Raw genomic sequence first — 25,256 nt, forward strand, 5'->3', positions numbered from 1 at the left:
AATGAAAAATCAACAACTACACGAAAGAAGAAGCAAGGTTATCGCTCAGGGCATGGGCGCACTGTATCCACTGTACGTTGAAAAAGCAGAAAACGCTCATGTCTGGGATGTCGATGGCAACAAATACATCGATTTCGCGGCGGGCATCGCTGTAACCAACACAGGCCACTCTCATCCGCGTATTACAGAAGCGGTGAAAGCGCAGATTGAGAATTTCTCACACACTTGTGCAATGGTTACGCCTTACGAGTCATTCGTTGAGCTAGCAGAAAAGCTCACTGAACTTGCTCCTGGTGATACTGAAAAGAAGGCGATCTTCTTAACCACGGGTGCGGAAGCGGTAGAAAATGCGGTAAAAGTAGCGCGAGCGCACACGGGACGTAGCGGTGTTATCGCATTTAAAGGTGGCTTCCACGGTCGTACTAACATGACTATGGGCCTGACGGGCAAAATCGCCCCTTACAAAGCGGGCTTTGGTCCTTTCCCAAATGAGATCTTCCACGTGCCATACCCAAATGCGTTCCACGGCATTAGCACTCAAGATAGCTTACAAGCGCTAGAGGATCTGTTTGCTTGTGATATCGAACCAAGTCGCGTCGCTGCTATCATCTTTGAACCTGTTCAAGGTGAGGGTGGTTTCTATCAAGCGCCTCAAGATTTTGCCGAAGCGGTACGTGCACTTTGTGACAAGCACGGCATCTTGTTGATCGCTGATGAGATTCAAACGGGTTTTGCTCGCACAGGTAAAATGTTTGCCACTGAGCACCTTGGTATCGAACCAGATTTGATGACTATGGCAAAAGGGATTGCTGGTGGTTTCCCAATCTCAGCGGTTGTGGGTAAAGCACAAGTCATGGACTCAGCACTTCCGGGTGGTCTGGGCGGAACTTATGCGGGCTCTCCACTTGGCTGTATTGCTGGCTTAGAAGTTCTGAAGATCATCGAAGAAGAGCAGCTGTGCGCGAAAGCTCAAGGTATTGGTGAAGTCGTCAATGCTCGCATGACAGCGCTGCAAAAAACGGTACCTGCCATTGGTGAGATTCGAACAATTGGTGCAATGATGGCGATTGAGTTCACCGATCCAGAGACACAAAAGCCTTTGCAAGATGTTACTAAGGCAGTGATCGCCAAAGCCCAAGAAAATGGCCTTATCTTGCTATCGTGTGGTGTGAAAGCAAACGTCATTCGCTTGCTTCCCCCATTGACGATTGAATCAGATGTGCTGGCAGAGGGCTTAGATAAGCTAGAAGCCATCATTCTGGATGTAGCGAAGTAACCCCCAAACCTCCACTTTCGCTCCGATAACACAAGCCCCCTCGATTCGAGCCCGAGGGGGCTTTTTTGATCTTCCAACCTTTTTTCTCCTGTGATTTTTTTCAAAGTTTGATCTGGTGCTTATTTATATATTCTTCTACATTCAAAACTATATAGTTATAAATGTAGTTCTGTTAAATTATCTAGACTCCTCACAGGATCCCAGTGACTTATTCGGATCTTGATAGCGATTTGGCGCAGATGGCTATCAAGATCCCTTTGAAATTTGGTTGGAATACAATGACACAGCAGCACTTTTTACCGATGAGTAACGTGATTCAAACGTATGCGTGGGGCAGCGATACGTCGTTCTCGGCGCTTCTCGGTATCGACAACCCAGAAAACACACCACAAGCCGAACTCTGGATGGGGGCCCATCCAAACGGTTGCTCTTATGTCACGCTAAACAACGAGCAAGTTCGTCTTGATCAGTTGATAGCGGCGAATCCAGAGGCAGTGTTAAGTGCGTCGATCGAACAAGAGTTCGGTGAGCTGCCTTATTTGTTTAAAGTCCTTGCGGCGAAAAGTGCGCTGTCGATTCAAGTTCACCCGAGTAAAAGCCAGGCTGAACAAGGTTTTGCAAAAGAAGACCGTGAAGGGATTCCGAGAAGCAGTGACACTCGTAACTACCGTGACCCAAACCACAAGCCTGAGTTGGTCTACGCTCTAACGCGCTATCAAGCGATGAACGGTTTTCGACCTTATCAAGAGATACTGAGCTACTTTGAAGCGTTAGATATCGCAGAGCTGTCGGAAATGGTAGAAGGCTATAAAGCCAATCAAAACGCTGAGGGGCTTGAACGCTTTTTCGTACGAATGCTGAACTTAGAGGGGCACAAGAAAGAAGCCGCGTTAGATAAGCTTTTGACTTATGCTCAAAGCCAATCGGGTAATGAGACCTTTGAGCTCATTGTGTGGCTTGAACAGCGATACCCAGGAGATATTGGACTGTTCGCTCCGTTGATGCTTCATGTATTGACTCTTGAGCCGGGAGAAGCCATGTTCCTCCATGCTTGTACGCCGCACGCTTATTGTCAGGGCACAGGGCTTGAGATCATGGCGAATTCAGACAATGTGTTAAGAGCTGGGCTCACACCAAAGCACATTGATGTCGCAGAGCTGGCGTCTTGCACCATCTTTGAACCAAAGGCTCGCGATGAACTGCTAACCGCACCAAGCTTTGATAATGGCGCAGAGCACTATCCAGTACCCGTTGGTGACTTCAAGTTTAGTGTGTACGTCAATCAAGTTAACCGAGAGGTAACGGTGACCACCCCTGAAATCCTTCTTGCTTTAGATGCGCCAGTCGAACTGACGCATACTGATGGCGAGATACTGACGATTGAGCGTGGACAATCGGTATTTATCCCTGCATCTGCGAAAGGTTATAAGGTGAGCTGCTCAGGTAAGTTTGCTCGAGCGTATTGCTGATGTAGTCAGCTGTTAAAAACAAGCCGTTATCCAGTCAATTTGAGGGAGATCGCGATAGATCTCCCTTTTTTACGTTCAAATGAACAGAAGATAATCAGCATGGATTGCAATTTAGTTACAGATAACTAGTATGTAATTTAAGGATATGTAAAAACTAAAGCACTAGGTACTGTAAAATGGAATTTAGAGTAGCAGAATATGCTGACTTTCAGAGTGTTGCGCAACTTCATGCAGAAAGTTGGCAAACCGCCTATAAAGGCATCATGCGTCAGTCTTATCTTGATGAAACCGTACTTGAAGATAAGCAACTGATTTGGCAAACAAGATTGCTCAATCCACCTTTTAGCCAACACGTATTGGTTGCGGAAGAAGACGGGAAGTTATTGGGCTTTATCTGTCTTTTTGGTAATCACAATGTGGATTACGGCACTATCATCGATAATCTACACGTTACTCCCGAAGCGCAGCGTCGTGGTATCGCCAAGCAACTGATCATACAAGCGGTCGAGTGGGCAGAGAAGTTCTATCCTGACAACGGCGTATTTCTTGAAGTATTAGCAGATAACGCTAACGCAATTAAGTTCTATGAATCTTTGGGTGGAAATCGAGAGCTCAAGCAGCGTATGGAATCGCCGTGTGGCAAGTATCTAGATGAGTACCTTTATACTTGGAAGCGACCTGCAGAACTGAGTGAAGGCTGTGGTGTATTGGCATAATCGCTAAATCGGATCGCAATAAAAACGGCGCCTCAAGTGAAGCGCCGTTTTTTATGTTTAGAAATCGATACGGAATACCGATGTCGTGCCACTCACTTCGTTGCCCACGGCAATAAAGTGCTGACCTTGCCTGGTGAAGTACTTGATAGACTCTGGACCGAGATCGCCCGCTTTTGGATTGTAGGTGTCGTTGTCACAATCACCATCATCCACCTTGGTACAAACAGGTTGGCTGAAGTCACGGTTGTTTACGTAGCTTACGAACAGTGCTTGAGTTGGTATGGTAATGTCGTAAACCATGATGCCACCATGACGCTCTAACCCAATAAAGGCGTAGTGACGATCATTGATCGATGCGACTTCAATTGCTTCTGGCTCAACGCCTTTGTCATCGCTGCGGTCATCCGCAGAGTCGTTGTTGTCATTGGTGCTGTTGAAGTTGACGTTGTCGTTCATCAGGACAATATTGGCAAACTCGTCGCCGCTGTCATACACCCTTTCGCCCTTATCATTCCAAATAGAGAACGAACGAGCACCAAATGCCTGCACTTTCTGATCGGCGGCTAGTTCACCCTCAGGTTTAATCACCTTTAAGCGCGCAAGTTGCTTGTTGTCTTTGAGTGCTGCGGCAAGCGGGTGGTTATCAGCAACCTTTAGCTTTTTACCACGTACTTCATCAATATAGGCGATACAGAAGTCTTGTTTCGATTGATAATCAGCTTTCGACTGGTCTTCGTCGCCATCCCACTTGTAACCTAACTCATCGCACTTTTGTTGTGTGGTATCAAAGCCATACTCTCTACCGTCGCCTTCATTTGCGGTGAGGATATAAGTCTGTCCGTCAACCGTGTAGCTGGCGATGCTGTCAGGCATGTACAGCCCTTCTAGCATTGGGTAGCTTTGAAGATTGCCGACCATCTTGTCTTTGTTTGACGCATCGAGTTTAGCGTCCTGCCAAGATTTACCACCCAGTCCATAGATGCCTGTGACTCGTTTTGCACTGACATCAATCGAAGCCAGAGCATTATTTTCTTGCAGAGCGACAAACAACTGACCATTGTTATCAAAGGTTAGATATTCAGGCTCCAGGTCTTGCGCGACGGTTGCGTTCGGATGGGAGATACGAACGTCTGAAGACAGTTCACCATGACGGGCGTTGCCCTCATTGAACTCACGGAAATCAATCTGAGTGACAACCGCATCGAGTGGTCCACTTTTCAGGTCGATTAAGGTAACAGACCCTTCAGGATCGATGGAGTAATCGGCGTTAGGCTCACCCTCGTTAGCTGCTGCGATGTATTGACCATCTTTTGAAAAACTGACCATATCTGGCAATGCACCTGCTGGGTAGGTGGTGATCAGCTCAAGAGAGTCTGAGCGGTACAGTGCGATGATGCCTGGTTCTTGCTTGTTTTCGTTTTCAATGGCGACCGCAACCAGACCTTGGTGCGCGGACACGCTGTTTGCTGCGCCGATTGCAACGCCAGACTGAGTCGCTGCTGAGGTTAGATCGATTTGACCTTGCGCACTAGGCTCGCCACTTTCTGAAAGCGATAGAACGTCAACCTTCTTTCCCTGCGCGTTGACGACGTATAGCTTGTCGGTACAGGTGTCATAGCTAACGATCTCGGCTGCTGATGTGCCAAATGGCGCGTCTGCTATTGAAGTGCCGACCAAAGTTAGGCCGCTTACCGACATTTCGCTCGGCTGAGGTTCGATGCGAGTTGTACACTGGATGTTGTATGACTCAACCGCTGAAAAGCTGGTGGTAGTGGATGTTGGTGAGTTAGAAGAACATCCTATTAAGGCTGATGTTGTTAGAGCTATTGCAGATAGTGCGAGTGTGTGTTTCATGTTTCCTCCTTGAAAGTAGACTCGCCGACTGTAGAGAAGTGGTATGACAGTTTTATGTCGATATTATAACCATCTGATTAAATGACATATTTGACAGCAAACAAGGGAATAAAACAAAGCGAGAGCCTGGGCTCTAATGCCGATCAGTTAAACATTAATCGGCAGATCAATTGAATGATCCCTCCAGTGTGTAAAAATCCGATAGACCCTGTTTATCGGATTTTTTTATGCACGTTTCTCAAGCCCTCGATATCATAAATAACTACAAACCGAATCAAGTCGAAACTCTCGCAGACCTCCTACCGATTGAGCTAATCAAAGATGCCTATGAGCTGACAGACACAGTCACTCTTAGAAAGCGAAAACTGACTTTGGAATCGATGGCATGGCTTTTGGTCGGAATGGCTATTTATAACGACAAATCTATGGCTGATATCGCCAATATGCTTGATATTGTCGACCGTTCAGGTAAACCGTTTGTTGCCCCGAGTGCATTGACACAGCGTAGAAAAAATCTCGGTGAATCCGCGGCTAAAGCCCTATTTAAGTGTACGCAAAGGCATTGGTTTGAGCATGCAAGACTACCCAACTGGAACGGACTCACACTGCTTGGTGTTGATGGGGTTTTGTGGCGAACAGAAGATACTAATGATAACGCCGAGGCTTTTGCAAAGCCTACCAATCGTGATGGTAAAGAAACACAGTACCCTCAGCTACGTATGGTGTGCCAGATGGAACTAAGCAGTCATCTAATAACAGGCAGCGCTTTCGGCTGTTATACCGTGAATGAAATGACGCTGGCCGAGCAACTAATAGAAACGACTCCCGATAACAGTCTAACCCTTTTCGATAAAGGCTTTTACTCTCTTGGGTTACTTCAAGAGTGGAGCGCTAAAGGTGTAAATCGACATTGGCTCATCCCAATGAAAAAGGGATTAAATTACGAAGTCGTTCAGTCCCTTGGTCGACAAGATAAACTCATTAAACTGAAGAGTAATCCGCAAGCTCGCAAGAAATGGCCAACGCTAGAACGAGAAGTTGTTGTCCGTCTAATCACGAAGGTCAAGAATGGCAAGTCATATGATGTTCTTACCTCAATGACCGACCCGATGCTTTACCCAAAGTCAGACATAGTTGGTCTTTATGGATACCGCTGGGAAATTGAGCTCGGATACAGAGAACAAAAACAATATATGCTTGGCAACCGACTTACACTAAGAAGTCGACTTCCAGAATTAGTGAAGCAGGAGCTATGGGGGATCTTGCTAACGTATAACTTGGTCAGGTATCAAATGGTTCAAATGTGTCACACGTTGAATGGAGATTACCTGCCATACCAACTAAGCTTCAACGGTGCATTAGCCCATATTATGCGCTTACTAGTAGGCCTTCCATATTCGTCACCAGGAGCAATACCTAGGCAACTCCAGAACTTTTACTCAATAAGCGAGAGTTTAATATTAGAGCCAAGACGGGAAAGATCCTTCCCTAGAGTAGTGAAGAAAAAACCATGCCGATACCCTAGAAAAAACAATGCCGCTCACCTTAAGTGAACGGCATTAGAGCCTGGGCTCTCGCTTCTCTCGTCTCTGATAGTCGGAGCTATCGCCTTAATGTATTGAAACTCGGTTGATTGCGAACGATTTTGTCATGAACCTGCGTGTAGGTTTGCAGGTAGATGTCGTCAATCTGCTCAGCACACGGAAAACTTTGTGAAAACTCAGGATGCTTACTATCAATAGACAGAGTTGCTGCTTCTATGATGTGGGCAATAAACATACGTGGATCTTCAAGACCAATAGAAAGCCTCATCGTGGTGGGCTTTATACCTGCTTCGGACAGCGCTGAATCACTAAGCTCTGAGTGAGTCGTCAGAGCAGGGCACAGCGCGACCGTGTTGGTTTGTCCAAGGCTGACTTGCATGCCAATCGCAGGCTCAAGCATGTCAAAGAACTGCTTGAACACTTCTCGATTGATAGGTGCTCGATTGCCATTTCCCTCCATGTCGATGGTAAACAGCGCCGCTGGCAAACCGAGATACATGTTCTTCTGACAGTGATGGTAGTTGTCGCTATCAGGCAGAGCAGGGCAAGAGACATTAATATCGGGATGTGCATCGAAGATCTTGGCTAGCGTTAGCGTATTAATCGTTTTTTGCACCACACGCATCTCGTAGGTTTTCATGCCGTTGAGTACTTCAAACGCCTTGTCCGCATCAAGGAAAGCCCCCTTGATGTAGTAAACGTTCCAAAACAGCGAGTTATTCCACTCAATAGTGACCTCATCACCGTTGGGTTTAGTGAATGGAACACTCTCGCCTTTGGGGATAAACATGGTTTCGTTTCGACCTATGACCACGCCGGCGGTCGTTGTTCCCGAGCCTGCGAGCTCTTTAGTATACGAGTGAATGACATAGTCAGGGCGCTCCATAACGTCATCGCGTTTCAGCACAGGATGTAGCATTGGCGTACCAACCGTTGAGTCGACGATCACATCCCAACCGCGAGTGTGTGAGGCGTGGCTAATAGCAGCGACATCCAGCACGTATCCGTGAGGGTTGCACGGTGATTCAAGGTAGACATAGATGCGTTTCCCGTTTGCGATTCGATCAGCGTATTTTTCGGCCACTTCATCCAAGCGTTTGGCGAAGTCATCACCGGAATAACCATCTACCCATTCAACCGCGACATTGAGATTTGAAGGTTTAGCGAACCAGTCTTCTAGCAATTGATAGGACCCGCCATAGATGTTTCGTGACGCCAGTACGATATCTTCATAGCCCAACAGATGACTCAGTAGACCATCTATTGCTGCCATCCCAGAGTTGAAGTTCCACGCGAGATATTGGTTGGCTCTTTCCCCCGCTTCCAAATCGACCATATGATTCGCGAGAGCGATAGACGTTGGATTAAGAAGCCTTGAGTAGATGTCATGCAGCGGCTCTTTGCCGTTAAATGCATCTTCAATCCACTCAGTGCAAGCGAAAAGATAGGTTGCTGTGCGAGTGATAACCGGGCTCGCTGAGAAAATAGCCGCCACATTGTCAAAAATAGGGTAGGCCCCTTTGGACGCGAAGTTACCATTGTTGGTTGCAATCGACTGATAGGTAGCGCGCATCGGATTTTGCAGATTGTCGAGGATCTTGGCGATCTGGAACGACAAAAATCGCTTGGCATTAAACCATGCGATACGGTCGCTTTTATCAAGTTCCGATAGGCCTTCGACCGTGATTGCCCAAAGGTCATGAGTCTTGTTGTTCGCTTTGTATAAAGTAGTCGCGAGTTCTACGAGCGACATGCCGTATTCGCTGTTTGGATCGATACCAAAGTGTTTGGCTTGCTCGATAGCCAATGCCTCTGCTTGTTCGTGTTTGGTTGTTTTGCGTAGAGGGCTGAGTTGAGTCGAGGTATTCATATTTCCATCCTTTGTTTTACCTCTTAAAAGTTTAGCGTTATAAAAATGTTAATGATTGCGATGTGCCAACTGTTTTAGGGTCTTTGAGCAATAAAATTGCGCGTAGATACAAATTATTGAAGGAACCTGCTAATGGATGAGATTGATAAGAAGATATTGAAAGAGCTTCAAAGCAATGCCCGGCTGAGTAATCAGGAGCTTGCTGATCGTATTGCTCTCTCACCCTCTCCATGCCTGCGTAGGGTCCGAGCATTGGAGAAACAAGGTGTTATCCTCGGCTATCACGCGAGCGTGGATCAAGAAGCGTGTGGCTTACCGATAAACGTGTTTGTGTTGGTTAAACTGGATAAACCAACCGAGGACAATATGCGTGACTTTGAGCGTCATATCGACAGCATGGACGAGGTATTGGAGTGCTTTTTGATGACAGGCAATCACGACTACTTGCTGCATGTGGTGAGCGAATCACTAAAAACCTACGAGCAGTTTATTCGTCGTCAGCTCACGCCGCTTACTAACATCGCTTCTATTGAATCCAGCTTTGCATTCGGGCAAGTTAAGCGAAAAACCAAGCTCCCGATTAGCTAGATTTGGCTTAATCGACCCGTCGAACCATCGAACCGTCGAACCACGAATGTTTACACAGCTTTACATTCCTGACTATCGCCTAACAATTGTAAATTCTTGATAATGTCCTTAGCTTTTTTAAGGAAACATAATCATGTCAAAAAAATTATCAAAACCGACAATTGCTCTTCACTGGTTAACAGGACTAACCTTTATCGGGATCTTCGTACTCGGTAAAGTCTTTGAATCGATGGAGCGTAGTCCAGAAAAATTCGAACTCCTCGGAATTCATAAATCACTGGGTGTGATTTTACTTGTGATCGCCACCACTCGCCTGCTCTGGCGATTTAAAGAGGGTGCGATCGAAAGCGTTGCACCTATGCCAAGACTGCAAGAAATCGCCGCAAAATCTATTCATCACTTACTTCTGTTGGGCACATTACTTATGCCAACGTCTGGCATCATGATGAGCATCGGCGGAGGAAGAGGTATCGATGTGTTTGGTTGGGTTCTGTATGACAAGGGCGACAAAATTGAGTGGCTTGGCTCGCTCGGCAGTAACTTGCATGGCATTGGCGCGACGGTGTTGATGGTTGCTGTTGCTTTGCATGTACTAGGCGCTATCAAACACCAAGTCGTAGACAAAGATGGCACGCTAAGCCGAATGCTGGGTCGTTAATGATTCTATTGGTTGTCCAACTTTAGAGCTCAGAGAAACACAAGAAAAGACCCCGCCTAGCAGCGGGGTTGGTCAAAGCGGTTGTTACGATTTACGTAAAAAGACCATAAGTTACCAATAGTGAGCCTGTGAAGTCTCAATTAAACAGGCTCTAGGTGTTTTGAATGTGTTCACGGTAACCGGGGGTTAGTTAAACGCACGAGCAAGAACACCATTCCCTTGATATTGGTAATGAGCAGAATCATTGCTGATGAACACCGATTCGCCAGGTTTTAATGCAACTTGGTTGTCTGATGACGATACGGTCACTTCACCTTCTACGCAGAACAGTATCTCTGCACTGCGCAAGTATTGACGTTGGACTTCTTGGTTAGACTGAATAATGTCAAACCCAAAGTCGTCCACTGGGATAGGGTAACTTAGCCTGCCTGACTTTTTCACAGGATTAAGTCTGATATCTTCTGGCTTGATAGGCTGGAACTTAACGTTGTCGATAAGTTCGGATATGTCTATGTACTTCAGTGTTAAGCCTGCGCGCAGCACATTGTCTGAACTCGCCATGATCTCTAAACCAGTTCCTTCGACATATGCATGAGGAGTCTCCGCATGCAAAAACATCGCCTTACCCGGCGCTCCAATCACGGTAGAGGAAACTTGGATGCCAACCGCAATGTTTCCTGATCTCACTTACCAAGTGATGCAGGGATCGAAATATGAATACATCGAGAAGCAGAAAGGGATGGTCATTGATCGTAGCGAGCAGGAAGTTATCCCAATCCTACCACCTGATGAAATAGCACAGCTACTCGATATGGACCCCGCTCAACCTATCATAGAGAAACGCACTCGCAGTCACTTACAAGATGACACGGTATTTGAGTATAGCCGCAACTACTTTAAGTCGAGCGAGTACAAGTTCACCTTGGTAGCCAAACGTCACTAACTCTACTTGATGCTGTCGCTTTTTTGAGCCTTCTGGTCCAAGTTCAAGCTTTGAACTTGGTATCTTCAAGCCATCCCATTTATAGTTAACCTATCAAGCATACCGAAAAGGAATAAAAACAATGCGTTGGATGTTAATTGGAGCCTTGGCAGTAGGTGGTTTAGTAGGCTGCCAATCAACTTACTACTCTGCAATGGAGCAAGTTGGTTACCACAAACGCGACATTATGGTGACGCGAGTTGAAGACGCCAAAGAATCTCAGCAGGAAGCGCAAGAAGAGTTTACGAGTGCTCTGGAAGCGGTATCAGCACTGAGTGGTTTTGATGGTGGTGATTTAGAAAAAGTCTACAACGACATCAACGATAAGTATGAAGACAGCGAAAAGGCAGCGGAAGAGGTGCGCGATCGCATTTCGGCAGTAGAGGATGTCTCAGAAGCGTTGTTTGAAGAGTGGCAAACTGAACTTGAGCAATATACCAGCGCCAAGCTGCGTCGTTCGAGTGAGCAGAAGCTAAAGGATACTCGAGCATCCTATCAAACCATGCTTCAGGCGATGAAGCGAGCAGAGCAGAAGATGACACCTGTATTGAATACACTGCGTGACAACACCCTCTACCTCAAACACAACCTTAACGCGAGTGCAATTGGCTCATTGCAAGGCGAATTAATCAGTCTGGAGAAGGACATTCAAGTCGCGATCAACCAGATGAATGCCGCGATAGAGGAGTCGGATAAATTTATTGGTAAGCTCAATAACCAATAGAGAGCGTTAAACAACTAATTCTCACTGCTAGCCCCCTGTGTTCAGAGGGCTTTTTTCATTCTGTGCCTAATTTGTATTTTCAAGATTCCCGTCACATCAATTTCTTGCGTTTAAGTTTGTAAAACCCCTTAAAGCCAACAACTATTAACGAATAACTCACCACATCCGAGGGGAACCATGAGTAGTGTATTTCATCGTAGTTGCCGAGGGCAGTTGCCGACCGTGAGTCATGGTAACGGAGTCTATCTTTTTGATACCAAGGGCAAGGCATATTTAGACGGTTGTGGTGGAGCTGCGGTGTCTAATTTGGGGCACAGTCACCCCAGAGTTAAGCAGGCGATTCGAGATCAGCTCGAGAGCATCCCCTATGCCCACACCGGGTTTTTTACCACCGAGAGTAGTGAACGCTTAGCGGACCGCTTAGTGGAGCTCGCGCCTAACTCACTAAAGCATGTGTATTTTGTGAGTGGTGGCTCGGAGGCTGTAGAGGCCGCGCTGAAAATGGCACGTCAGTATTTTGTCGAACAAGGCAAAACACAAAAGACTCAGTTTATCGCTCGGCGGCAAAGCTATCACGGGAATACTCTAGGAGCGCTCGCTGTTGGAGGTAATGAGTGGCGTCGGGAGCCATTTAGGCCCTTGCTTTCGACAAGCCATCATATCGCCCCCTGCTATGCCTATCGTGACAAACTGGATTCGGAAACTGAGGAGGAATATAGCCTGAGGGTGGCGAATGAGCTTGAGAGTAAAATCCTGACCCTAGGCGCTGAGAATGTCATGGCGTTCGTCGCCGAGCCGGTCGTTGGGGCAACCGCTGGCGCGGTGCCAGCAACAGCGGGTTATTTACATCGCATTCGAGAGATATGTGACCGATATGATGTACTGCTTATTCTTGATGAAGTGATGTGCGGTATCGGACGAACAGGGTCATTTCTTGCTTTCGAGCAAGACGCTGTGGTGCCTGATCTTGTTACCGTCGCGAAGGGGTTAGGAGCGGGGTATCAATCCATTGGGGCAGTGTTGGCTCATGAGAAAATCTACAATCAAATCGCCAATGGCTCAGGCTTTTTTCAACATGGACATACATTTATGGGCCACCCAATGGCATGCGCATCAGCGTTAGCAACCATAGACACTATTGTTGATGAAAGTTTGATTGCACAGGTCTTCAGCAAGGGGCAAGGGCTACAGTCGAGGCTCCAAGATACCATTGGTGAACTGCCATTTGTCGGTGATATTCGAGGGAGGGGGCTATTTGTGGGTATAGAGCTAGTGGCAGATAGAGAAACCAAAGCGCCGTTAGCCATAGAAACACAGGCACATAAATGGGTGAAGTCCATAGCGATGGACAATGGCCTTATGTGTTATCCCATGTCTGGAACGATAGATGGTAGGCTCGGGCACCACGTCTTGCTCGCACCGCCTTTCATCATTTCAGAGTCAGAGCTTGATGAGTTAGTTTCAAAGCTCAGTGTGTCGCTTAGTCTTGCTGCTAATAAATGGGGGCGCTAAATATGTCATTGTTTCAGCCATCCCAAACGGCCATCATTGTCGCTCCCAACGGCGCTCGTAAGACTCAAGAGGACCACCCTAATATACCGATAGCGCAGCAATCAATAATAGATGAGGTGATCGCCTGTCGAGATGCGGGAGCTGCCATGGTGCATCTTCATGCTCGTAAGCGAACTGGCCAGCATTCCCTTGAGATAGAAGACAACCTCCCGCTTTATGAAGCGCTAAAAGACAAGGTTGGCGACAGTATTTTGGTACAACTCACCACGGAGGCTGTCGGTCAATACAGCCCCGCGCAGCAGCAAGCGCTGATAAGAGCGGTAAAGCCAGAAGCGGCCTCTTTTGCGTTGAGAGAACTCATTCCTGACGAGAGCGACACTGCTTCAGCGAGTCATTTTTTTCACTGGGTGGCTGAGCAGGGGATCTTATCTCAATACATACTCTACGATAATCATGATTTACGGCGTTACTTACAGTGGTTATCTCAAGGTGTGTTGCCTAACTATCATCACCATTTGCTATTGGTACTAGGGCGATATAGCGATGGGCAGGTAGCTTATCCGAGCGATCTTATCACCATACTTGGATCGCAATTATTTGAGCTCGATCACCGTTGGGCAGTGTGTGCATTTGGTCAATTTGAACACAAGTGTTTAACCGCTGCTATGCTTATGGGGGCTGATGTTCGTGTTGGGTTTGAAAATAATCATTATGACAATCAAGGTGCTATCGCCCCGAATAACGCTACTTTGGTCTCTCAGTTGGTAGAGACAGCAAGTGCGCTCAACATTGAACGAATGACAGCCGAAAGGATGAAATACCATCTCACTTCGACCGGTAGTTAAGGAGTAACCGGTTAGGACCCCTACGACAGGAAAAGGAATACTTATGACCAAATTGAAGACCATGTTAACCGTGTCCGCTGTATGTATGGCAATGGGCGGAGCGACCCTCGCGCAAGCTCAAGACCGATTTGTGACAATAGGTACTGGTGGCGTAACGGGCGTGTATTATCCTACTGGAGGTGCGATTTGTCGCCTAGTAAATAAGAACCGCGCCGACCATTCGATTCGCTGTTCGGTAGAAAGTACGGGTGGCTCAATTTACAACATCAACACGATTCGAGCAGGCGAGTTGGATCTGGGTATCGCTCAATCGGATTGGCAATACCACGCCTACAATGGCACAAGTAAGTTTGAAGATGCTGGTGCATACAAGGACTTGCGTGCTGTATTTTCTATTCACCCAGAACCGTTCACGGTTGTGGCCCGCGCCGATTCAGGTATTGAGACATTCGAGGATCTAAAAGGTAAGCGAGTAAACATTGGTAACCCGGGCTCAGGTCAGCGCGGTACCATGGAAGTTCTGATGGATGGTTATGGCTGGGGGATGGATGTCTTTAAATTGACATCAGAGCTCAAAGCATCAGAACAGTCGAAAGCACTTTGTGATAACAAGATTGACGCCATGATCTACACCGTAGGACACCCAAGCGGCGCAATCAAAGAAGCGACCACATCGTGCGATAGCAAGATTGTGACCGTCGCAGGTCCGGTGGTTGAAAAGCTGGTAGCAGACAACAGCTTCTATCGTGTAGCAACAGTGCCTGGTGGCATGTATAAGGGTAACGATGCGGACGCTATGACCTTTGGTGTTGGTGCGACGTTTGTTTCATCTACTGCCGTGCCAGAGGATGTGGTTTACAACATCGTTAAATCAGTATTTGAAAACTTCGATGACTTTAAACGACTTCACCCTGCTTTCGCGAACCTGAAGAAAGAAGAGATGATCAAAGATGGCCTTTCTGCGCCTCTTCATCCAGGGGCTGAGAAGTACTACAAAGAGGTGGGTTTGTTGAAGTAACTAACTCGTATTTCGAACCTTATCCTTGAAAACAACAAACCCAACGCTTTTGCGTTGGGTTTTCTTTATCTGCTAGCCCTGAATTTCTGTCGTTGTCTCTCGTGTGGCGAGATAGCGAATATGAATAAGATCTGCGGGCGTGATGTCAGCGAGATGGCAAATCATTGACGGTGCCATGCCATAAGCAACGAGGTTTTCCCAGCTTTGATAAGCACGTTGTATATGTTCTAACTCCAGCTCATTGGCGGCGGCGACTCCCTGTCTTACATTGCGCATCTGTGTTCCGATCCAGATTGGAGATGCGTGAGCATTATCTTGATTCGATTGCTCATAAGGGTTAAGTGTCGTCATCGTTTTCTCTTCTGTGGGGCTTACTAGCTAGATTAACCACCAAGTCATTTTAGATATAGGTAGTCATATAGGGTTGTACCATTAATCATATTTATGTTTCCTAGTGGACGTCGAGTGCTTTTCATCATCGTGGCACGAAATGGTAAGTACAAAAATCATTCAGCTCTAAAATACGCTCCATCACTTGGTCGAACACACAAATGAGAAGCTGCTAACGACGGGTAAATAACAACATGCCCAGCAGGAATCGCATTGTGTCCGACTCCCATTATTGAGGATTGAACCGCTTAGGATGGCTTGATTGAGGCAACGACTTTGAAAAAAACATTCATCACAAAACTAGCACTAGCAACTACTGGTATTTTGGCATTGACAACGACGGCACAGGCATTTGAGTTAGGTGCGGATACCAAACGCGGTGTGACCTTCCAATTCGATAAGGTGATTGTTGGTGTTAAAGACAACTATGTGAATGGTGGCTTTGCTTTCTTAGAAAAACCGATTTCTGCAGAACACAATATCAGCTGGTTTGTCGAGGGTGGTGTCGGTTATAACTGGAACAGCGAACGTGTTGATATTCACGCGCCTGTCGGTCTTCGTTGGGAGCCAGTGAAAAACTTAGATGTGGATCTTTTTGCAACACCTGAGGTGAAGTTTAATGATGGTGCGGATGTCGGAGTTGGTGTGGACTTAGGTGTATCTTGGAAATTCTAACAGAGATAAAAAAAGAGGCAATACAAAAGGGGGTATTGCCTCGAGTTACACGCATAACACATGCACTAGGTGCTTAAGGCATCGCCATAGTGCATCGACTTGCATTATCCTTTGTCAGGATGAGGTGAGCGCAATGTTAGTGCTATGGTGAGTTGGAACTGTGTTCACAGTTCCAACTAAGTATTTGTTATTAAGGCATTCCTGCTAGTTTGGCTGAAGTAATAAACTCCCCAAAACTCTCACACCAAATAATCGCCGCCTGATACTGACTCAAATCTGTTTGCTCTGGAAGTGGAATCAAGAAGCGATCAAATGTTTTCACATCTCCCACCTGCAACATTGATGCTTTGGCCGCCATAAAGTCAGCTTCAGTCTCAACGTAGGTCGGCGATAGGTACAGCTTGTAGTCTGGTCCCGGTGCCAGTTCCCCAACGAAAATAGCACTGTCCGCTGAGAAGCTGATGGTTCCTTCTCCCCAATGAAGAAAATCGCTGTCTTGGCGGTTTTTATCAAACTCTCCCTGATAGAGGATGGCGTTAGATTGAGAACGAACCATCTCTTCTGATGGCGATTCTGGTTGAGTCAAGATTGGCAATACATAGATGCCTAGCATGAACCCAAAGAAGAGGGCTCCGAGGTGGGTAAATAGTAGAATTACTCGTTTCACAGTCACTCCTTTGACGTTACGACGTTGTCACTTCTAGTGTTAACCATAGTGCAAGCTTAATGCGCTCATCAACTTCGTTAACGTAATAAGTGCTCTTATTTATTGATACTGATTGTTTTGGATGACCGCTTTGAGTGTTTCACGTGTTGCCTTGTGATCGGCATCGTTTATGAATCGGCGATGATAGATCATTCGATGTTGCACGTTGCGTATCTCTAATGGAATCGGGAACACCTTTAGGTTAAGCATTGGCGCCAAATGGTTTGCAAGCGAGAGCGTTGACGCACCTAGAAGGTTGGTTGTTGCTGCCAATGCCAACATGCTAGAAACTGAGCCTGTTTCGGCTTTAACCACTCTGTGCGGGCTAGGTTTTTCCGATAGGAAGTCCATCATGTTGACGTTGTTACGGCGAATTTTTAGTGCGATATGTTGTGCGTTGAAGTACTCCTCATAAGACAGAGTGTCGCCGATGTCTGGATGATCTTTTCTACAAACACACACGGCAGGCTCATCAAAGATATCCTCCACAATATGGGCTTGGCTCATACTTGTTGCGATATCAATCGCGAGATGAACTTTTTGTGAGTCTATATCTGCCAAAAGTTGCTCTTCACTTAATGGTGCTTCGATGAATGACAATCCCGGAAGGTCACAAACCAAGTGCATCAATGCCTCGCTACAGTAAACCTTTGTTATCTCTTGGCGTTTTTCTATCGTTTCTAGAACGGCGAGCGGCATCTCAATTTTATCCGCTAAAGCCACCGCGGCCCCAGTCGGTGCAATGCCTCTACCTGAGCGCACGAACAAAGTTTTACCTACGACGCCTTCCAAACGTTTCAATGCGGCACTAACTGCCGGCTGTGTGAGCTCCAACTCTTCCGCTGCATTGGTGATAGAGCGATGGCGATAAACTGCGCTGAACGTTGAGAGTAGGTTTAAGTCCATAACAAACTGATTTGATGGATGATATCTCTATCCTAGCAGAGGGTTGAGTGCTGTCAATTGGGGGAAATAGCCTAAACATTTAGGACATCGCAGCATTTAAATATAAATCATATTTATATTTAAATGGTTTTCTTCTTTATTTATATCATTTTTATGGATGTTTAAACTTGCTCTCAACGACACAAGGAGGTGATTGGTTATTCAGAGATTAAGAGAACTCAAACAATGAAAAACACTCGTATCATTTCTATTATGGCGTTGTCAGCGCTGATATTCACTGGCGCAGCGAAAGCTCACTCCCCTGAGTCAGATCTTAAGTTTAGAGGCGGTTTAGGCTATTCATCTCTTGAAGGCAACCATTCAGCAGTCAATGCCACTATCGGTCTGGAGCTAAATCAATACTTGGGGATCAATTTCGATCTTTATAAAGGTACGGACAGCAGTATTGATTATACCGGTGGCGGTTTTGCTCTTGAGCTTGGCTACAACTTTGCTTTACCAAACAGTTTTGAACTTCGCCCATTTGTTGAAGGCGGCATGACGACGGGTGTCATGAATAATGAAGTTGAAGGCATGAGCCGAGACGGTCACCTAGGTTTCAGTTCTAACATCGGTCTTCGAGTGCAACACCAAGAAGTCCCCGTTTATGCTGAGTTTAAAACCGACATTCACACTTCCCATACCGACGCACGTTTCTTGCCTGAGAATACATTGTTGGTCGGTTTTCGACTGCCCTTGTAGCGTCACCCTAAACCAAATAGGGGGTAGCCTGCTGCTTAAACCTCAACTTTTAGTCACCAGCCTCACATTGTGGGTGTGGAGAGATCACTATGCGAAAAATTCACCAATTAAGTGTTATCACGGGCGCGATTCTCATGTCGAGCGCGGTATTTGCACAGAACCCTTTCGAGCACTATCAATCTGAAAATTCAGCCAGTTTTTCAGGTTACAAGCACTACAACTACGAACAAAATGTCAGTACGGATGAGCTGATGAAACAAGGAGGAAAAATTTATTCGTCTCCAGAAGAGATTCACGCCATTTTACAAGGCGGTCTCAAAACGGACATTCAAACGGGTGAAGAGCTCTGGAAAGAGGGCCTGATGTTTGATGGTATCGAGCCGATGGACCATATGGTTACCGCGGCAAACTGGTTTCCTCGAACAGAACAGGTTCAGCACAACGAAATGCGCGTGACGTTCATGGGTACGTCGCCAATGATTCGACCTGGTCAGGCGAATACATCTATCTATGTAGAACTGGGTAACGGCGATAATTTTGTATTCGACTTGGGAGAAGCGTCGATCGCCAACTACATCGGTGCTGGCGTAGCTTTAAACGAACTTGATAAGGTCTTTATCACACACCTACACGTAGACCACTTCGGTTCATTACCGTACCTGTACCAGTTTGGTGGATGGAACGGTCGCTGGGAAAAACCACTAACCATCTATGGCCCGTCAGGTCGAAATCCAGAAGACGGAACACGTCACATGGTTGAGGGCATGCTTCAGATGCTTTCGTGGCACCAAGATGCCTTTGATGTGTTCCCTTCAGGCAACGATATTGAAGTAGTGGAGTACGACTTTAAAGACGATGGCGGCGTTATCTACGACGTTGACGGTGTCAAAGTCTCTCACTGGCGTCGCTCACACGCGAAAGATGGCGCATCTGCTTACAGGCTCGATTGGACGATCAATGAAGAAGAGTCGTTATGTTTTGTATGGACAGGCGATGGTCGACCGACCGAACTTGATATTGAATATGGCAAAGGCTGCGACTTGTTTGTCACCGAAGTGCAAACCGAGTTGGTCGGGCTTGCCTCAATCGTACAAGGTGTTCCAGCCTTCTTGACGCGCTACACCATTGATACGCACCACACGTCTGGCTACGCGGCGGGTTGGCTTGCAAATCAAGTGCAGCCAAGGCTGTTTATGACCACACACATGGAATTCGACCCTTATTACAACAATGAGACCGTAGCGCAGGTCCGTGAACACTGGAAGGGACCTTACCATTTTGGCGCGCCAGACATGATCGTTGCCAACATTACCCCTGAGAAAGCATGGGTACGAGAAGGGATCATTCCAGATTTTCCAAATAACCGAGCGCCTCAGTTCAACCTTAATGATGGTGAAGTATTCCGAGTACCTGTTCCTAAAAACTCACGAGCAGACATTCAAGAACAAGAAATCAGAGACCTCGAGATTGACGAAGCTTTGTATTACCCAGAAGGCTATCACCCAGAGCTGCTAAAAGAGTGGCCGCTTGATCGTGACCTTATTGTGCCAACGGAAGTGTTACCTGAGAGCATGAAACGCGGCATGGGTGAGAAGCAACGAATGGTGGATGAAATGCGTGAAGCGCATGGCTTAGAGCCGCGTTCTGTCCACAGAAAAGAGTCTGCAGACCCTTATCGTGATACTCGCAAAGACAATACAAAACAACAATAACCCAGACTGGCGGGCATCACGCACGATGCCCGTGTTCCAACCGCTTTTTTATCGAGACCACATTATGTTTAGACGAATGACCACTTTCACATTGATGAGCTTGAGCCTGATTGGTACCGCAGCTCATGCCGCGCAACATGATCACGACACACTCTTTAGCCGAGATAATGCCGTAATGGCCGCGGCGGCTGTTGAGAGGGTAAATGCATACTGCGTAGAGCTAGGCTCGATGAGCCAGGAGTATTCACTTCAAAACGCCATGATGATTAGAGAAACCATTGAAGGGCTTTCAAAAGAAGTACTTCATGAAACTTATACCTTCAGTGAAGAGGATGAAATGTATCTACAGGGCGTCAGCCTTGGGGAAAAACTGATTCAAGAAGCCGAGCAGAAAGGGCATGTCAAACAAATGTGTACTCAACCTGAGGAGAAATCGTTATGAAGAAAGTCGTAACTGGTTTGGTAGCACTGATTCCAACTTTGGCTATTGCTTGTGGCGCTCACGTCCACAATACCTTGCCGCATTATGAGAACTACACCGAATCGCTGGTGGCAATGTCGGTTTGCAAAGTTAACGAACACATATCCGAAGAGCAGTCTGCGGTGTGGTTTAAAAAGCTGGCATGGGTTGCAAATGGCACAGATGAGGAGTTGTTTGAGCACTATGCGCATTTTGCTTCAGACCATGTAAAGGACATCGCTAACGACCCAGAAATGCTACCCAAATGGACCAGTGACTATTGCAAAGATCAGTTTTTTGACGTGATGGCGATGGATCAAGTGGTACTAGAGGACCTATATGACGAGCAAGAACTGGCTGATAGAGAGTTCAATCGCCAAATAAAGCTATCAGGAAGTGAAAAGTCACTAGATAAGCCTGAAGCGTAACCGTTTTAACAACCCAATCTACTAACTATTGAGCGGCATTTAAGGAGTGATGACCATCATTTCCAGGAAAAAACAGTACAGTTTGGGGTGCCTTTTGAGTACTAGCTCTTTGGGTATGGGGGCAGTATCTAGAGGGCTGAGGATTTCAAAACCGCCAAGTATGAACTGTATTAGTTCAGACTAGATCTGACACTTCAATTTGAAAAGAAGAGGGTCCGCTTATTTAAAGCTAACCCTCTTTGCATGCACAGTTACGTTATTATTTATGCCATGCGAACTTTTCAAAAACCTTATCGACAGGCGTATCCGCCATGTGGTTTACATAGTTACTGATCACCTTCTGTGATAGACCCAAGATCACTTCAAGTACTTGCTGTGGCCCGTATCCGGCATCGTAGAATGCAGCAACCTCTTCTTGTGGCACATTTCCGCGATTGCGAACCATGCTGAGAGTGAAGTCTTTAAGCGCTTGCAGTTTATCTGTTGGCATTGCTGCATCATTACGAAGTGCTTCGATCAACTCTGAATCGACTTTCATCGAATGAGCGATCCCCGTGTGTGCAGGTACACAGTAGTGACATTCATGTTCAACGTTGATAGTTTGCCAAACCACAGTGAGCTCTTCAGCATCAAAAGACGTCTGGGTGAACAGTTGATGCAGTTGGGTATAGGCTTTGAGTGTTTCTGGAGACTCTGCCATCACCGCATAAAGCCCCGGAACCATCCCCATCTGTTTTTGAGCACCCTCTAGAATCGCTTTGCTTTTTTCTGGTGCGCTATCGACGGTATGTAGTTTGAAGTTATTCATAGTATTTTCCTCATTCAATTCTGACTATTTTTGATAGTGGTTACGTTGATTATTTCGCTTCTGGCTCAAGAAGGATTTTAGTCACTAATAGGCGAACTGTCGGTGCGACGATCGCGAGAAGTAGCAAGGCTGATGGAAGCATTTGTCCCGCAGCATTCATCCAAGCGTCTAGGAAAGAGGCGCCATTTGGAAGATTCTTAGCCACCATGATTGCCGGCATACCTAACAGCATGGTTGGCAATACCATGGATACCATTAATGGGTACTGAAATTTACGTGGAAACTTTTTCATTGTTTGCTCCAGTTGACTAACTTATGACGCTATTCTAGTCTTCGATTAATCAATCAAAAATAGACAATATTGAATCTGAAGCGTGCAATTATGAAAGCTAAAGATATATCCAATCTGTACCTGTTTTGCCAATCAGTAGAGTGTGGAGGTTTTGCTGCTGCGAGCCTCAAGACGCATGTATCTGCTCCAACTCTCTCACGAGCTGTTGCTAGTCTAGAGGAACAAACAGGAGAGAAGTTAGTTCACCGAAACGCCAAGCAATTTCAATTAACCACGGCAGGGGATGAGTACTATCAGCGATTTGCTGCTCTGTTTTCTCAGCTCAATGATCAATGGGTTCAGCTTTCAAATAGCCAACCTGTATTAACCGGGGAAATCCGTGTTTCATGCCCAGAACCATTTGCGGATAACTTTTTGCAAAAACTGGCTATCGATTTTATGGAACAGCATCCAGAAATCACCATAAGTATCCAGTTTAGTGCTGGGACTGAGCGCTTTTTTGACGATCAGATTGACCTTGCTATCGTGACGAGTCCGCCCCATGCCACAAACTTAGTTCAACGACGTCTTTTTGAATCACCGCTCGTCATGGCGGCGTCGCCGGATTATTTATCCAAGCATGGTGTGCCTAAAAGTACCGAAGACTTACTGATGCATCGTTTACTGTCTGGAAATAACCTCCCTTATTGGGAACTAAAAGAGGGCAGCAAGACCGTGCGCATTCCTTATCAACCCAAATATGACATCAGCAGTCTACGTTTGAATATTGAAGCGACGTTGCAGGGAGCGGGGGTTTGCATGATGCCATTGGCGGCATTTGATAAACATGCCAAGGCTGGGCGATTAGTGCGAGTATTACCTGAAGTAGAATGCCCGGCAGGTAAGGCCTATCTAGTTTGGGCAGATAGGAAGTTGATTGCGACAAGGGTTGTCGCATTTAGAGATATGGTATTCGAGAAATTTGGAAAGACTGACCAATTTTTGGCATCGATTGGTGATGAGAAAACCCAAATAGAATAAAAAGAACCCGCATATGCGGGTTCTTTTTTATGAACGGTTTCGCTGATATAGATAGGCATTTAGCCAAGCTAATCCGAGAATAATTAGCGTCATGACCGGCGGTTTAGATTGAAGTGGGAGTACTTCAGCAGGCACGCTTGGCAGTAAATGAACATACGCGGCGACGATCATGATTGCTGTCGTCAGTAATGTAGAAGCTGTCATCAGAATGTCATTGGTTCTGGTACTCAATCGATGAAATGCGATCATGAGAACCATTAACAAAGCGCCTGCGGTAATCTCTCCTAATTGACCTGCCCAGCGAGACAAGGTCGGAAACGGAAGCTCACTTAGCGCGATTTGTTGTGTGAACATGGTTGTGAATGGGTCAAAGAACTTAACGGTTCCAGCCATAACCATAAACGCACCCAGTAAACCGGTTAGGATTTTTTGTGAGCGCTTTGAGACAGAGTCTGAAGCGTCATAAGTGCGAAAAAGATAGTAACTAGTGACAAGCAACATAGTAACGATTAGCGATAATTCGAGGATGAGTTGTGAAGTGCTCATAGTATTGAACCTGTAGTGAACGTGACCAAGTGATAAGCATGATACCGAGCTTCTTATCATTCAAAAATAGACAGTAATGAATTAGAAGCGTGCATATTTGAATGTTTAAAGGTGATGATGAATACTGGTCATTTTCGGATCTCTAGTTGAAATAAGACCTAAGTGGGGGTTGTGATTTAAATATCCATGGCGCAAAGTAGGGGAAAATTACTACTACAAAGACAGACAGATGGATTTAGCGAGTTTTTTAAGGTTGATTCTTCTTGCCTCAATATGGGGCGGTTCCTTTCTATTTATGCGTATAGCTGCTAACGTGATGGGACCAGCGGTTCTGATAGAGGCTAGAGTATTCTTTGCAGCGATTGCTCTGCTCGTTATAAGTCTCTATCTAAAAAAGAAGCTTGAGTTCACCAAGCATACCCGCCACTTTTTCACCATTGGGCTTTTCAATACCGCGCTGCCATTTCTGCTATTTGCTTACGCGGCTCAAACGCTAAATGCCTCGACCTTGTCGATTCTTAACTCTACGGCTGCCATTTGGGGGGCTGTGATTGGAGTCTTCTGGACTAAAACGCCACTGACCAAGCGTGGTGCTCTAGGGTTATTTGTTGGTGTTATTGGTGTAGCGGTATTAGTTGGTTGGGATGCAGTCCGCATCGGAGAAGAGGCGACACTGCCAATTATTGCCGGTGTCATGGCTGCGTGTTGCTATGGCATCGCGACCAATTATGCGAAAAACGCCCCATCGGTTCCGGCGTTTAATAATGCTCACGGAAGTATGTGGGCGGCGTGCTTGATAGTTTTACCCTTGATCCCTTTTGTACCGATGCGAGAAGTGCCAACACAAGAAGTTTGGCTGTCTGTTGTCCTGCTCGGCGTGGTGTGCACGGGAGCGGCCTACTTGCTGTACTTTAGACTGATTACTGATATTGGTCCGTCATCTGCGCTATCGGTGACCTTCTTGATCCCAATGTTTGGCATCTTGTGGGGCAATCTGTTTCTTGGAGAACCGATAGGTGTCAACACAGTCGTCGGAACCGTATTGGTTATTAGTGGCACTATGTTAGTGACGGGCTTTTCATTCTCTTCTTTCACCAAAAAAGTGGAGTCATAAAGCCATTGGAGCAGAGAACCCATTTCCCTGCCCATCATGATTAATGTGTATTGTCTTGCTTTATCGCCTCTTTGATGCGCTTACGTTCATACCAAAGCACGACGAGTAACGCGGAAATCGCGATGACCAGCCAATTGCTGGCATCGTCGGTTAAGCAGTAGTGCATTTGCTGCAATACGATATCCATTAGACCTCCGCTACGATTCTGCAAACAGAGTAACGGCTGACTTGTAGCAAGGAGCTATCGTGACATCGATAACATACCAGCCTTCGCCACAGATCTGTTTAAAGCCGCTAGAATCAACAACAAAGCGGTTGGCACCATTTTGGATTAGGAAATATTTCATCATGACCTCGTTTAATCGGTTTAGGTGATTAGTCCGTTAATCAAGGTTTGTGTGT

The 25,256-nt window shown here is 46.3% G+C and carries 27 protein-coding genes and 2 pseudogenes; 18 read left to right on the plus strand and 11 right to left on the minus strand.

The window, feature by feature from the left end; genetic code table 11:
• Position 1: 1 nt before the first annotated feature.
• The 3 genes from gabT (at position 2) to AC6I8U_RS22475 (ending at position 3,461) form a co-directional block, all read left to right on the plus strand.
• Complete coding sequence (gene gabT, locus AC6I8U_RS22465; RefSeq protein ID WP_498018599.1) at positions 2-1,276, plus strand: 4-aminobutyrate--2-oxoglutarate transaminase; 1,275 nt, start codon at positions 2-4, stop codon at positions 1,274-1,276.
• A gap of 278 nt (positions 1,277-1,554) precedes the next feature.
• Positions 1,555-2,745 carry a mannose-6-phosphate isomerase, class I gene (gene manA, locus AC6I8U_RS22470; protein ID WP_498019633.1) on the plus strand — a complete coding sequence of 397 codons (1,191 nt, stop codon included), beginning with the start codon at positions 1,555-1,557 and terminating at the stop codon, positions 2,743-2,745.
• Between the two features lie 176 nt (positions 2,746-2,921).
• Positions 2,922-3,461: a GNAT family N-acetyltransferase gene (locus AC6I8U_RS22475; protein WP_498018600.1), complete on the plus strand. Its 540-nt coding sequence runs from the start codon at positions 2,922-2,924 to the stop codon at positions 3,459-3,461.
• A 57-nt stretch (positions 3,462-3,518) separates the two neighbouring features.
• Here the strand turns inward: AC6I8U_RS22475 and AC6I8U_RS22480 are convergent, their stop codons facing one another.
• Positions 3,519-5,315, minus strand: coding sequence for a choice-of-anchor I family protein (locus tag AC6I8U_RS22480; protein ID WP_498018601.1), 1,797 nt, complete (start codon positions 5,313-5,315; stop codon positions 3,519-3,521).
• Between the two features lie 227 nt (positions 5,316-5,542).
• Between AC6I8U_RS22480 and AC6I8U_RS22485 the strand changes: the two genes are divergently transcribed.
• Entirely contained in the window at positions 5,543-6,868 is a 1,326-nt protein-coding gene (locus tag AC6I8U_RS22485) for an IS4 family transposase (RefSeq protein WP_498018591.1), read from the plus strand.
• 49 nt (positions 6,869-6,917) lie between these two features.
• On the opposite strand, the gene AC6I8U_RS22490 is transcribed toward AC6I8U_RS22485, so the two are convergent.
• Entirely contained in the window at positions 6,918-8,729 is a 1,812-nt protein-coding gene (locus AC6I8U_RS22490) for a PLP-dependent transferase (RefSeq protein ID WP_498018602.1), read from the minus strand.
• 132 nt (positions 8,730-8,861) lie between these two features.
• Between AC6I8U_RS22490 and AC6I8U_RS22495 the strand changes: the two genes are divergently transcribed.
• Positions 8,862-9,317: an Lrp/AsnC family transcriptional regulator gene (locus AC6I8U_RS22495; RefSeq protein WP_498018603.1), complete on the plus strand. Its 456-nt coding sequence runs from the start codon at positions 8,862-8,864 to the stop codon at positions 9,315-9,317.
• Positions 9,318-9,450: 133 nt separating this feature from the next.
• Entirely contained in the window at positions 9,451-9,975 is a 525-nt protein-coding gene (locus AC6I8U_RS22500; protein ID WP_234497309.1) for a cytochrome b, read from the plus strand.
• 186 nt (positions 9,976-10,161) lie between these two features.
• On the opposite strand, the pseudogene AC6I8U_RS22505 reads toward AC6I8U_RS22500, so the two are convergent.
• Positions 10,162-10,623, minus strand: a pseudogene (locus AC6I8U_RS22505) (cupin domain-containing protein); the annotation flags it as partial.
• Between AC6I8U_RS22505 and AC6I8U_RS22510 the strand changes: the two are divergent.
• The 5 genes and pseudogenes from AC6I8U_RS22510 to AC6I8U_RS22530 form a co-directional block, all read left to right on the plus strand.
• Positions 10,610-10,918 (plus strand): annotated as a pseudogene (locus AC6I8U_RS22510) (UTRA domain-containing protein); the annotation flags it as partial. The pseudogenes AC6I8U_RS22505 and AC6I8U_RS22510 sit on opposite strands and share 14 nt — an antisense overlap.
• A gap of 193 nt (positions 10,919-11,111) precedes the next feature.
• The gene (locus AC6I8U_RS22515) at positions 11,112-11,681 is read left to right on the plus strand and encodes a DUF2959 domain-containing protein (RefSeq protein WP_498019634.1); all 570 of its coding nucleotides are present in this window, start codon (positions 11,112-11,114) and stop codon (positions 11,679-11,681) included.
• A 177-nt stretch (positions 11,682-11,858) separates the two neighbouring features.
• Positions 11,859-13,193, plus strand: a complete 1,335-nt coding sequence (locus tag AC6I8U_RS22520) for an aspartate aminotransferase family protein (RefSeq protein WP_498018604.1) — start codon at positions 11,859-11,861, stop codon at positions 13,191-13,193.
• Positions 13,194-13,195: 2 nt separating this feature from the next.
• A complete protein-coding gene (locus AC6I8U_RS22525; RefSeq protein ID WP_498018605.1) occupies positions 13,196-14,038 on the plus strand; it encodes a beta-keto acid cleavage family enzyme in 843 nt (280 codons plus the stop codon).
• Between the two features lie 43 nt (positions 14,039-14,081).
• A complete protein-coding gene (locus AC6I8U_RS22530; protein ID WP_394150106.1) occupies positions 14,082-15,056 on the plus strand; it encodes a TAXI family TRAP transporter solute-binding subunit in 975 nt (324 codons plus the stop codon).
• A 72-nt stretch (positions 15,057-15,128) separates the two neighbouring features.
• Here the strand turns inward: AC6I8U_RS22530 and AC6I8U_RS22535 are convergent, their stop codons facing one another.
• Positions 15,129-15,407 (minus strand): hypothetical protein, encoded by a 279-nt coding sequence (locus AC6I8U_RS22535; RefSeq protein WP_498018606.1) that lies wholly within the window; start codon positions 15,405-15,407, stop codon positions 15,129-15,131.
• Between the two features lie 315 nt (positions 15,408-15,722).
• On the opposite strand from AC6I8U_RS22535, the gene AC6I8U_RS22540 reads away from it, so the two are divergent.
• Positions 15,723-16,121, plus strand: coding sequence for a hypothetical protein (locus AC6I8U_RS22540; protein WP_234497295.1), 399 nt, complete (start codon positions 15,723-15,725; stop codon positions 16,119-16,121).
• A gap of 190 nt (positions 16,122-16,311) precedes the next feature.
• Here the strand turns inward: AC6I8U_RS22540 and AC6I8U_RS22545 are convergent, their stop codons facing one another.
• Positions 16,312-16,788: a DM13 domain-containing protein gene (locus AC6I8U_RS22545; protein WP_234497294.1), complete on the minus strand. Its 477-nt coding sequence runs from the start codon at positions 16,786-16,788 to the stop codon at positions 16,312-16,314.
• Positions 16,789-16,887: 99 nt separating this feature from the next.
• On the minus strand, positions 16,888-17,733 hold the full coding sequence (locus AC6I8U_RS22550; protein WP_498018607.1) for a LysR family transcriptional regulator: 846 nt from the start codon (positions 17,731-17,733) through the stop codon (positions 16,888-16,890).
• 225 nt (positions 17,734-17,958) lie between these two features.
• Between AC6I8U_RS22550 and AC6I8U_RS22555 the strand changes: the two genes are divergently transcribed.
• The 4 genes from AC6I8U_RS22555 to AC6I8U_RS22570 all read left to right on the plus strand — a co-directional run bounded on the left by AC6I8U_RS22555 (position 17,959) and on the right by AC6I8U_RS22570 (position 21,074).
• Positions 17,959-18,474 carry an outer membrane beta-barrel protein gene (locus tag AC6I8U_RS22555; protein WP_498018608.1) on the plus strand — a complete coding sequence of 172 codons (516 nt, stop codon included), beginning with the start codon at positions 17,959-17,961 and terminating at the stop codon, positions 18,472-18,474.
• An 89-nt stretch (positions 18,475-18,563) separates the two neighbouring features.
• Positions 18,564-20,186, plus strand: a complete 1,623-nt coding sequence (gene gntH, locus AC6I8U_RS22560) for a guanitoxin biosynthesis MBL fold metallo-hydrolase GntH (protein ID WP_498018609.1) — start codon at positions 18,564-18,566, stop codon at positions 20,184-20,186.
• A 64-nt stretch (positions 20,187-20,250) separates the two neighbouring features.
• A complete protein-coding gene (locus AC6I8U_RS22565) occupies positions 20,251-20,628 on the plus strand; it encodes a hypothetical protein (protein WP_498018610.1) in 378 nt (125 codons plus the stop codon).
• Positions 20,625-21,074 (plus strand): hypothetical protein, encoded by a 450-nt coding sequence (locus AC6I8U_RS22570; protein WP_498018611.1) that lies wholly within the window; start codon positions 20,625-20,627, stop codon positions 21,072-21,074. The genes AC6I8U_RS22565 and AC6I8U_RS22570 overlap by 4 nt, the downstream gene beginning before the upstream one ends.
• Before the next feature lie 259 nt (positions 21,075-21,333).
• On the opposite strand, the gene AC6I8U_RS22575 is transcribed toward AC6I8U_RS22570, so the two are convergent.
• Together AC6I8U_RS22575 and AC6I8U_RS22580 are read right to left on the minus strand one after the other, a co-directional pair.
• Complete coding sequence (locus AC6I8U_RS22575) at positions 21,334-21,882, minus strand: carboxymuconolactone decarboxylase family protein (protein ID WP_252016455.1); 549 nt, start codon at positions 21,880-21,882, stop codon at positions 21,334-21,336.
• 49 nt (positions 21,883-21,931) lie between these two features.
• Complete coding sequence (locus tag AC6I8U_RS22580) at positions 21,932-22,174, minus strand: DUF2798 domain-containing protein (RefSeq protein WP_042470784.1); 243 nt, start codon at positions 22,172-22,174, stop codon at positions 21,932-21,934.
• Between the two features lie 90 nt (positions 22,175-22,264).
• Here AC6I8U_RS22580 and AC6I8U_RS22585 point away from each other — a divergent pair, with 90 nt between their 5' ends.
• Entirely contained in the window at positions 22,265-23,194 is a 930-nt protein-coding gene (locus AC6I8U_RS22585; RefSeq protein ID WP_498018612.1) for a LysR family transcriptional regulator, read from the plus strand.
• 27 nt (positions 23,195-23,221) lie between these two features.
• On the opposite strand, the gene AC6I8U_RS22590 is transcribed toward AC6I8U_RS22585, so the two are convergent.
• The gene (locus AC6I8U_RS22590) at positions 23,222-23,740 is read right to left on the minus strand and encodes a hypothetical protein (protein WP_498018613.1); all 519 of its coding nucleotides are present in this window, start codon (positions 23,738-23,740) and stop codon (positions 23,222-23,224) included.
• A 229-nt stretch (positions 23,741-23,969) separates the two neighbouring features.
• Here AC6I8U_RS22590 and AC6I8U_RS22595 point away from each other — a divergent pair, with 229 nt between their 5' ends.
• The gene (locus AC6I8U_RS22595; protein ID WP_498018614.1) at positions 23,970-24,854 is read left to right on the plus strand and encodes a DMT family transporter; all 885 of its coding nucleotides are present in this window, start codon (positions 23,970-23,972) and stop codon (positions 24,852-24,854) included.
• 40 nt (positions 24,855-24,894) lie between these two features.
• Here the strand turns inward: AC6I8U_RS22595 and AC6I8U_RS22600 are convergent, their stop codons facing one another.
• Both AC6I8U_RS22600 and AC6I8U_RS22605 read right to left on the minus strand, forming a co-directional pair.
• The gene (locus tag AC6I8U_RS22600; protein ID WP_234497283.1) at positions 24,895-25,041 is read right to left on the minus strand and encodes a hypothetical protein; all 147 of its coding nucleotides are present in this window, start codon (positions 25,039-25,041) and stop codon (positions 24,895-24,897) included.
• A gap of 10 nt (positions 25,042-25,051) precedes the next feature.
• Positions 25,052-25,204: a hypothetical protein gene (locus AC6I8U_RS22605; protein WP_234497282.1), complete on the minus strand. Its 153-nt coding sequence runs from the start codon at positions 25,202-25,204 to the stop codon at positions 25,052-25,054.
• Positions 25,205-25,256 lie beyond the last annotated feature (52 nt).

Source organism: Vibrio sp. KUL80, from assembly GCF_059725495.1.

Bases quoted from the DNA above. Each gene is read 5' to 3' on its own strand.
- gabT (WP_498018599.1), top strand. From the start codon at position 2: ATGAAAAATCAACAACTACACGAAAGAAGAAGCAAGGTTATCGCTCAG.
- manA (WP_498019633.1), top strand. From the start codon at position 1,555: ATGACACAGCAGCACTTTTTACCGATGAGTAACGTGATTCAAACGTAT.
- AC6I8U_RS22475 (WP_498018600.1), top strand. From the start codon at position 2,922: ATGGAATTTAGAGTAGCAGAATATGCTGACTTTCAGAGTGTTGCGCAA.
- AC6I8U_RS22480 (WP_498018601.1), bottom strand. From the start codon at position 5,315: ATGAAACACACACTCGCACTATCTGCAATAGCTCTAACAACATCAGCC.
- AC6I8U_RS22485 (WP_498018591.1), top strand. From the start codon at position 5,543: ATGCACGTTTCTCAAGCCCTCGATATCATAAATAACTACAAACCGAAT.
- AC6I8U_RS22490 (WP_498018602.1), bottom strand. From the start codon at position 8,729: ATGAATACCTCGACTCAACTCAGCCCTCTACGCAAAACAACCAAACAC.
- AC6I8U_RS22495 (WP_498018603.1), top strand. From the start codon at position 8,862: ATGGATGAGATTGATAAGAAGATATTGAAAGAGCTTCAAAGCAATGCC.
- AC6I8U_RS22500 (WP_234497309.1), top strand. From the start codon at position 9,451: ATGTCAAAAAAATTATCAAAACCGACAATTGCTCTTCACTGGTTAACA.
- AC6I8U_RS22515 (WP_498019634.1), top strand. From the start codon at position 11,112: ATGGAGCAAGTTGGTTACCACAAACGCGACATTATGGTGACGCGAGTT.
- AC6I8U_RS22520 (WP_498018604.1), top strand. From the start codon at position 11,859: ATGAGTAGTGTATTTCATCGTAGTTGCCGAGGGCAGTTGCCGACCGTG.
- AC6I8U_RS22525 (WP_498018605.1), top strand. From the start codon at position 13,196: ATGTCATTGTTTCAGCCATCCCAAACGGCCATCATTGTCGCTCCCAAC.
- AC6I8U_RS22530 (WP_394150106.1), top strand. From the start codon at position 14,082: ATGACCAAATTGAAGACCATGTTAACCGTGTCCGCTGTATGTATGGCA.
- AC6I8U_RS22535 (WP_498018606.1), bottom strand. From the start codon at position 15,407: ATGACGACACTTAACCCTTATGAGCAATCGAATCAAGATAATGCTCAC.
- AC6I8U_RS22550 (WP_498018607.1), bottom strand. From the start codon at position 17,733: ATGGACTTAAACCTACTCTCAACGTTCAGCGCAGTTTATCGCCATCGC.
- AC6I8U_RS22555 (WP_498018608.1), top strand. From the start codon at position 17,959: ATGAAAAACACTCGTATCATTTCTATTATGGCGTTGTCAGCGCTGATA.
- gntH (WP_498018609.1), top strand. From the start codon at position 18,564: ATGCGAAAAATTCACCAATTAAGTGTTATCACGGGCGCGATTCTCATG.
- AC6I8U_RS22565 (WP_498018610.1), top strand. From the start codon at position 20,251: ATGTTTAGACGAATGACCACTTTCACATTGATGAGCTTGAGCCTGATT.
- AC6I8U_RS22570 (WP_498018611.1), top strand. From the start codon at position 20,625: ATGAAGAAAGTCGTAACTGGTTTGGTAGCACTGATTCCAACTTTGGCT.
- AC6I8U_RS22575 (WP_252016455.1), bottom strand. From the start codon at position 21,882: ATGAATAACTTCAAACTACATACCGTCGATAGCGCACCAGAAAAAAGC.
- AC6I8U_RS22580 (WP_042470784.1), bottom strand. From the start codon at position 22,174: ATGAAAAAGTTTCCACGTAAATTTCAGTACCCATTAATGGTATCCATG.
- AC6I8U_RS22585 (WP_498018612.1), top strand. From the start codon at position 22,265: ATGAAAGCTAAAGATATATCCAATCTGTACCTGTTTTGCCAATCAGTA.
- AC6I8U_RS22590 (WP_498018613.1), bottom strand. From the start codon at position 23,740: ATGAGCACTTCACAACTCATCCTCGAATTATCGCTAATCGTTACTATG.
- AC6I8U_RS22595 (WP_498018614.1), top strand. From the start codon at position 23,970: ATGGATTTAGCGAGTTTTTTAAGGTTGATTCTTCTTGCCTCAATATGG.
- AC6I8U_RS22600 (WP_234497283.1), bottom strand. From the start codon at position 25,041: ATGGATATCGTATTGCAGCAAATGCACTACTGCTTAACCGACGATGCC.
- AC6I8U_RS22605 (WP_234497282.1), bottom strand. From the start codon at position 25,204: ATGATGAAATATTTCCTAATCCAAAATGGTGCCAACCGCTTTGTTGTT.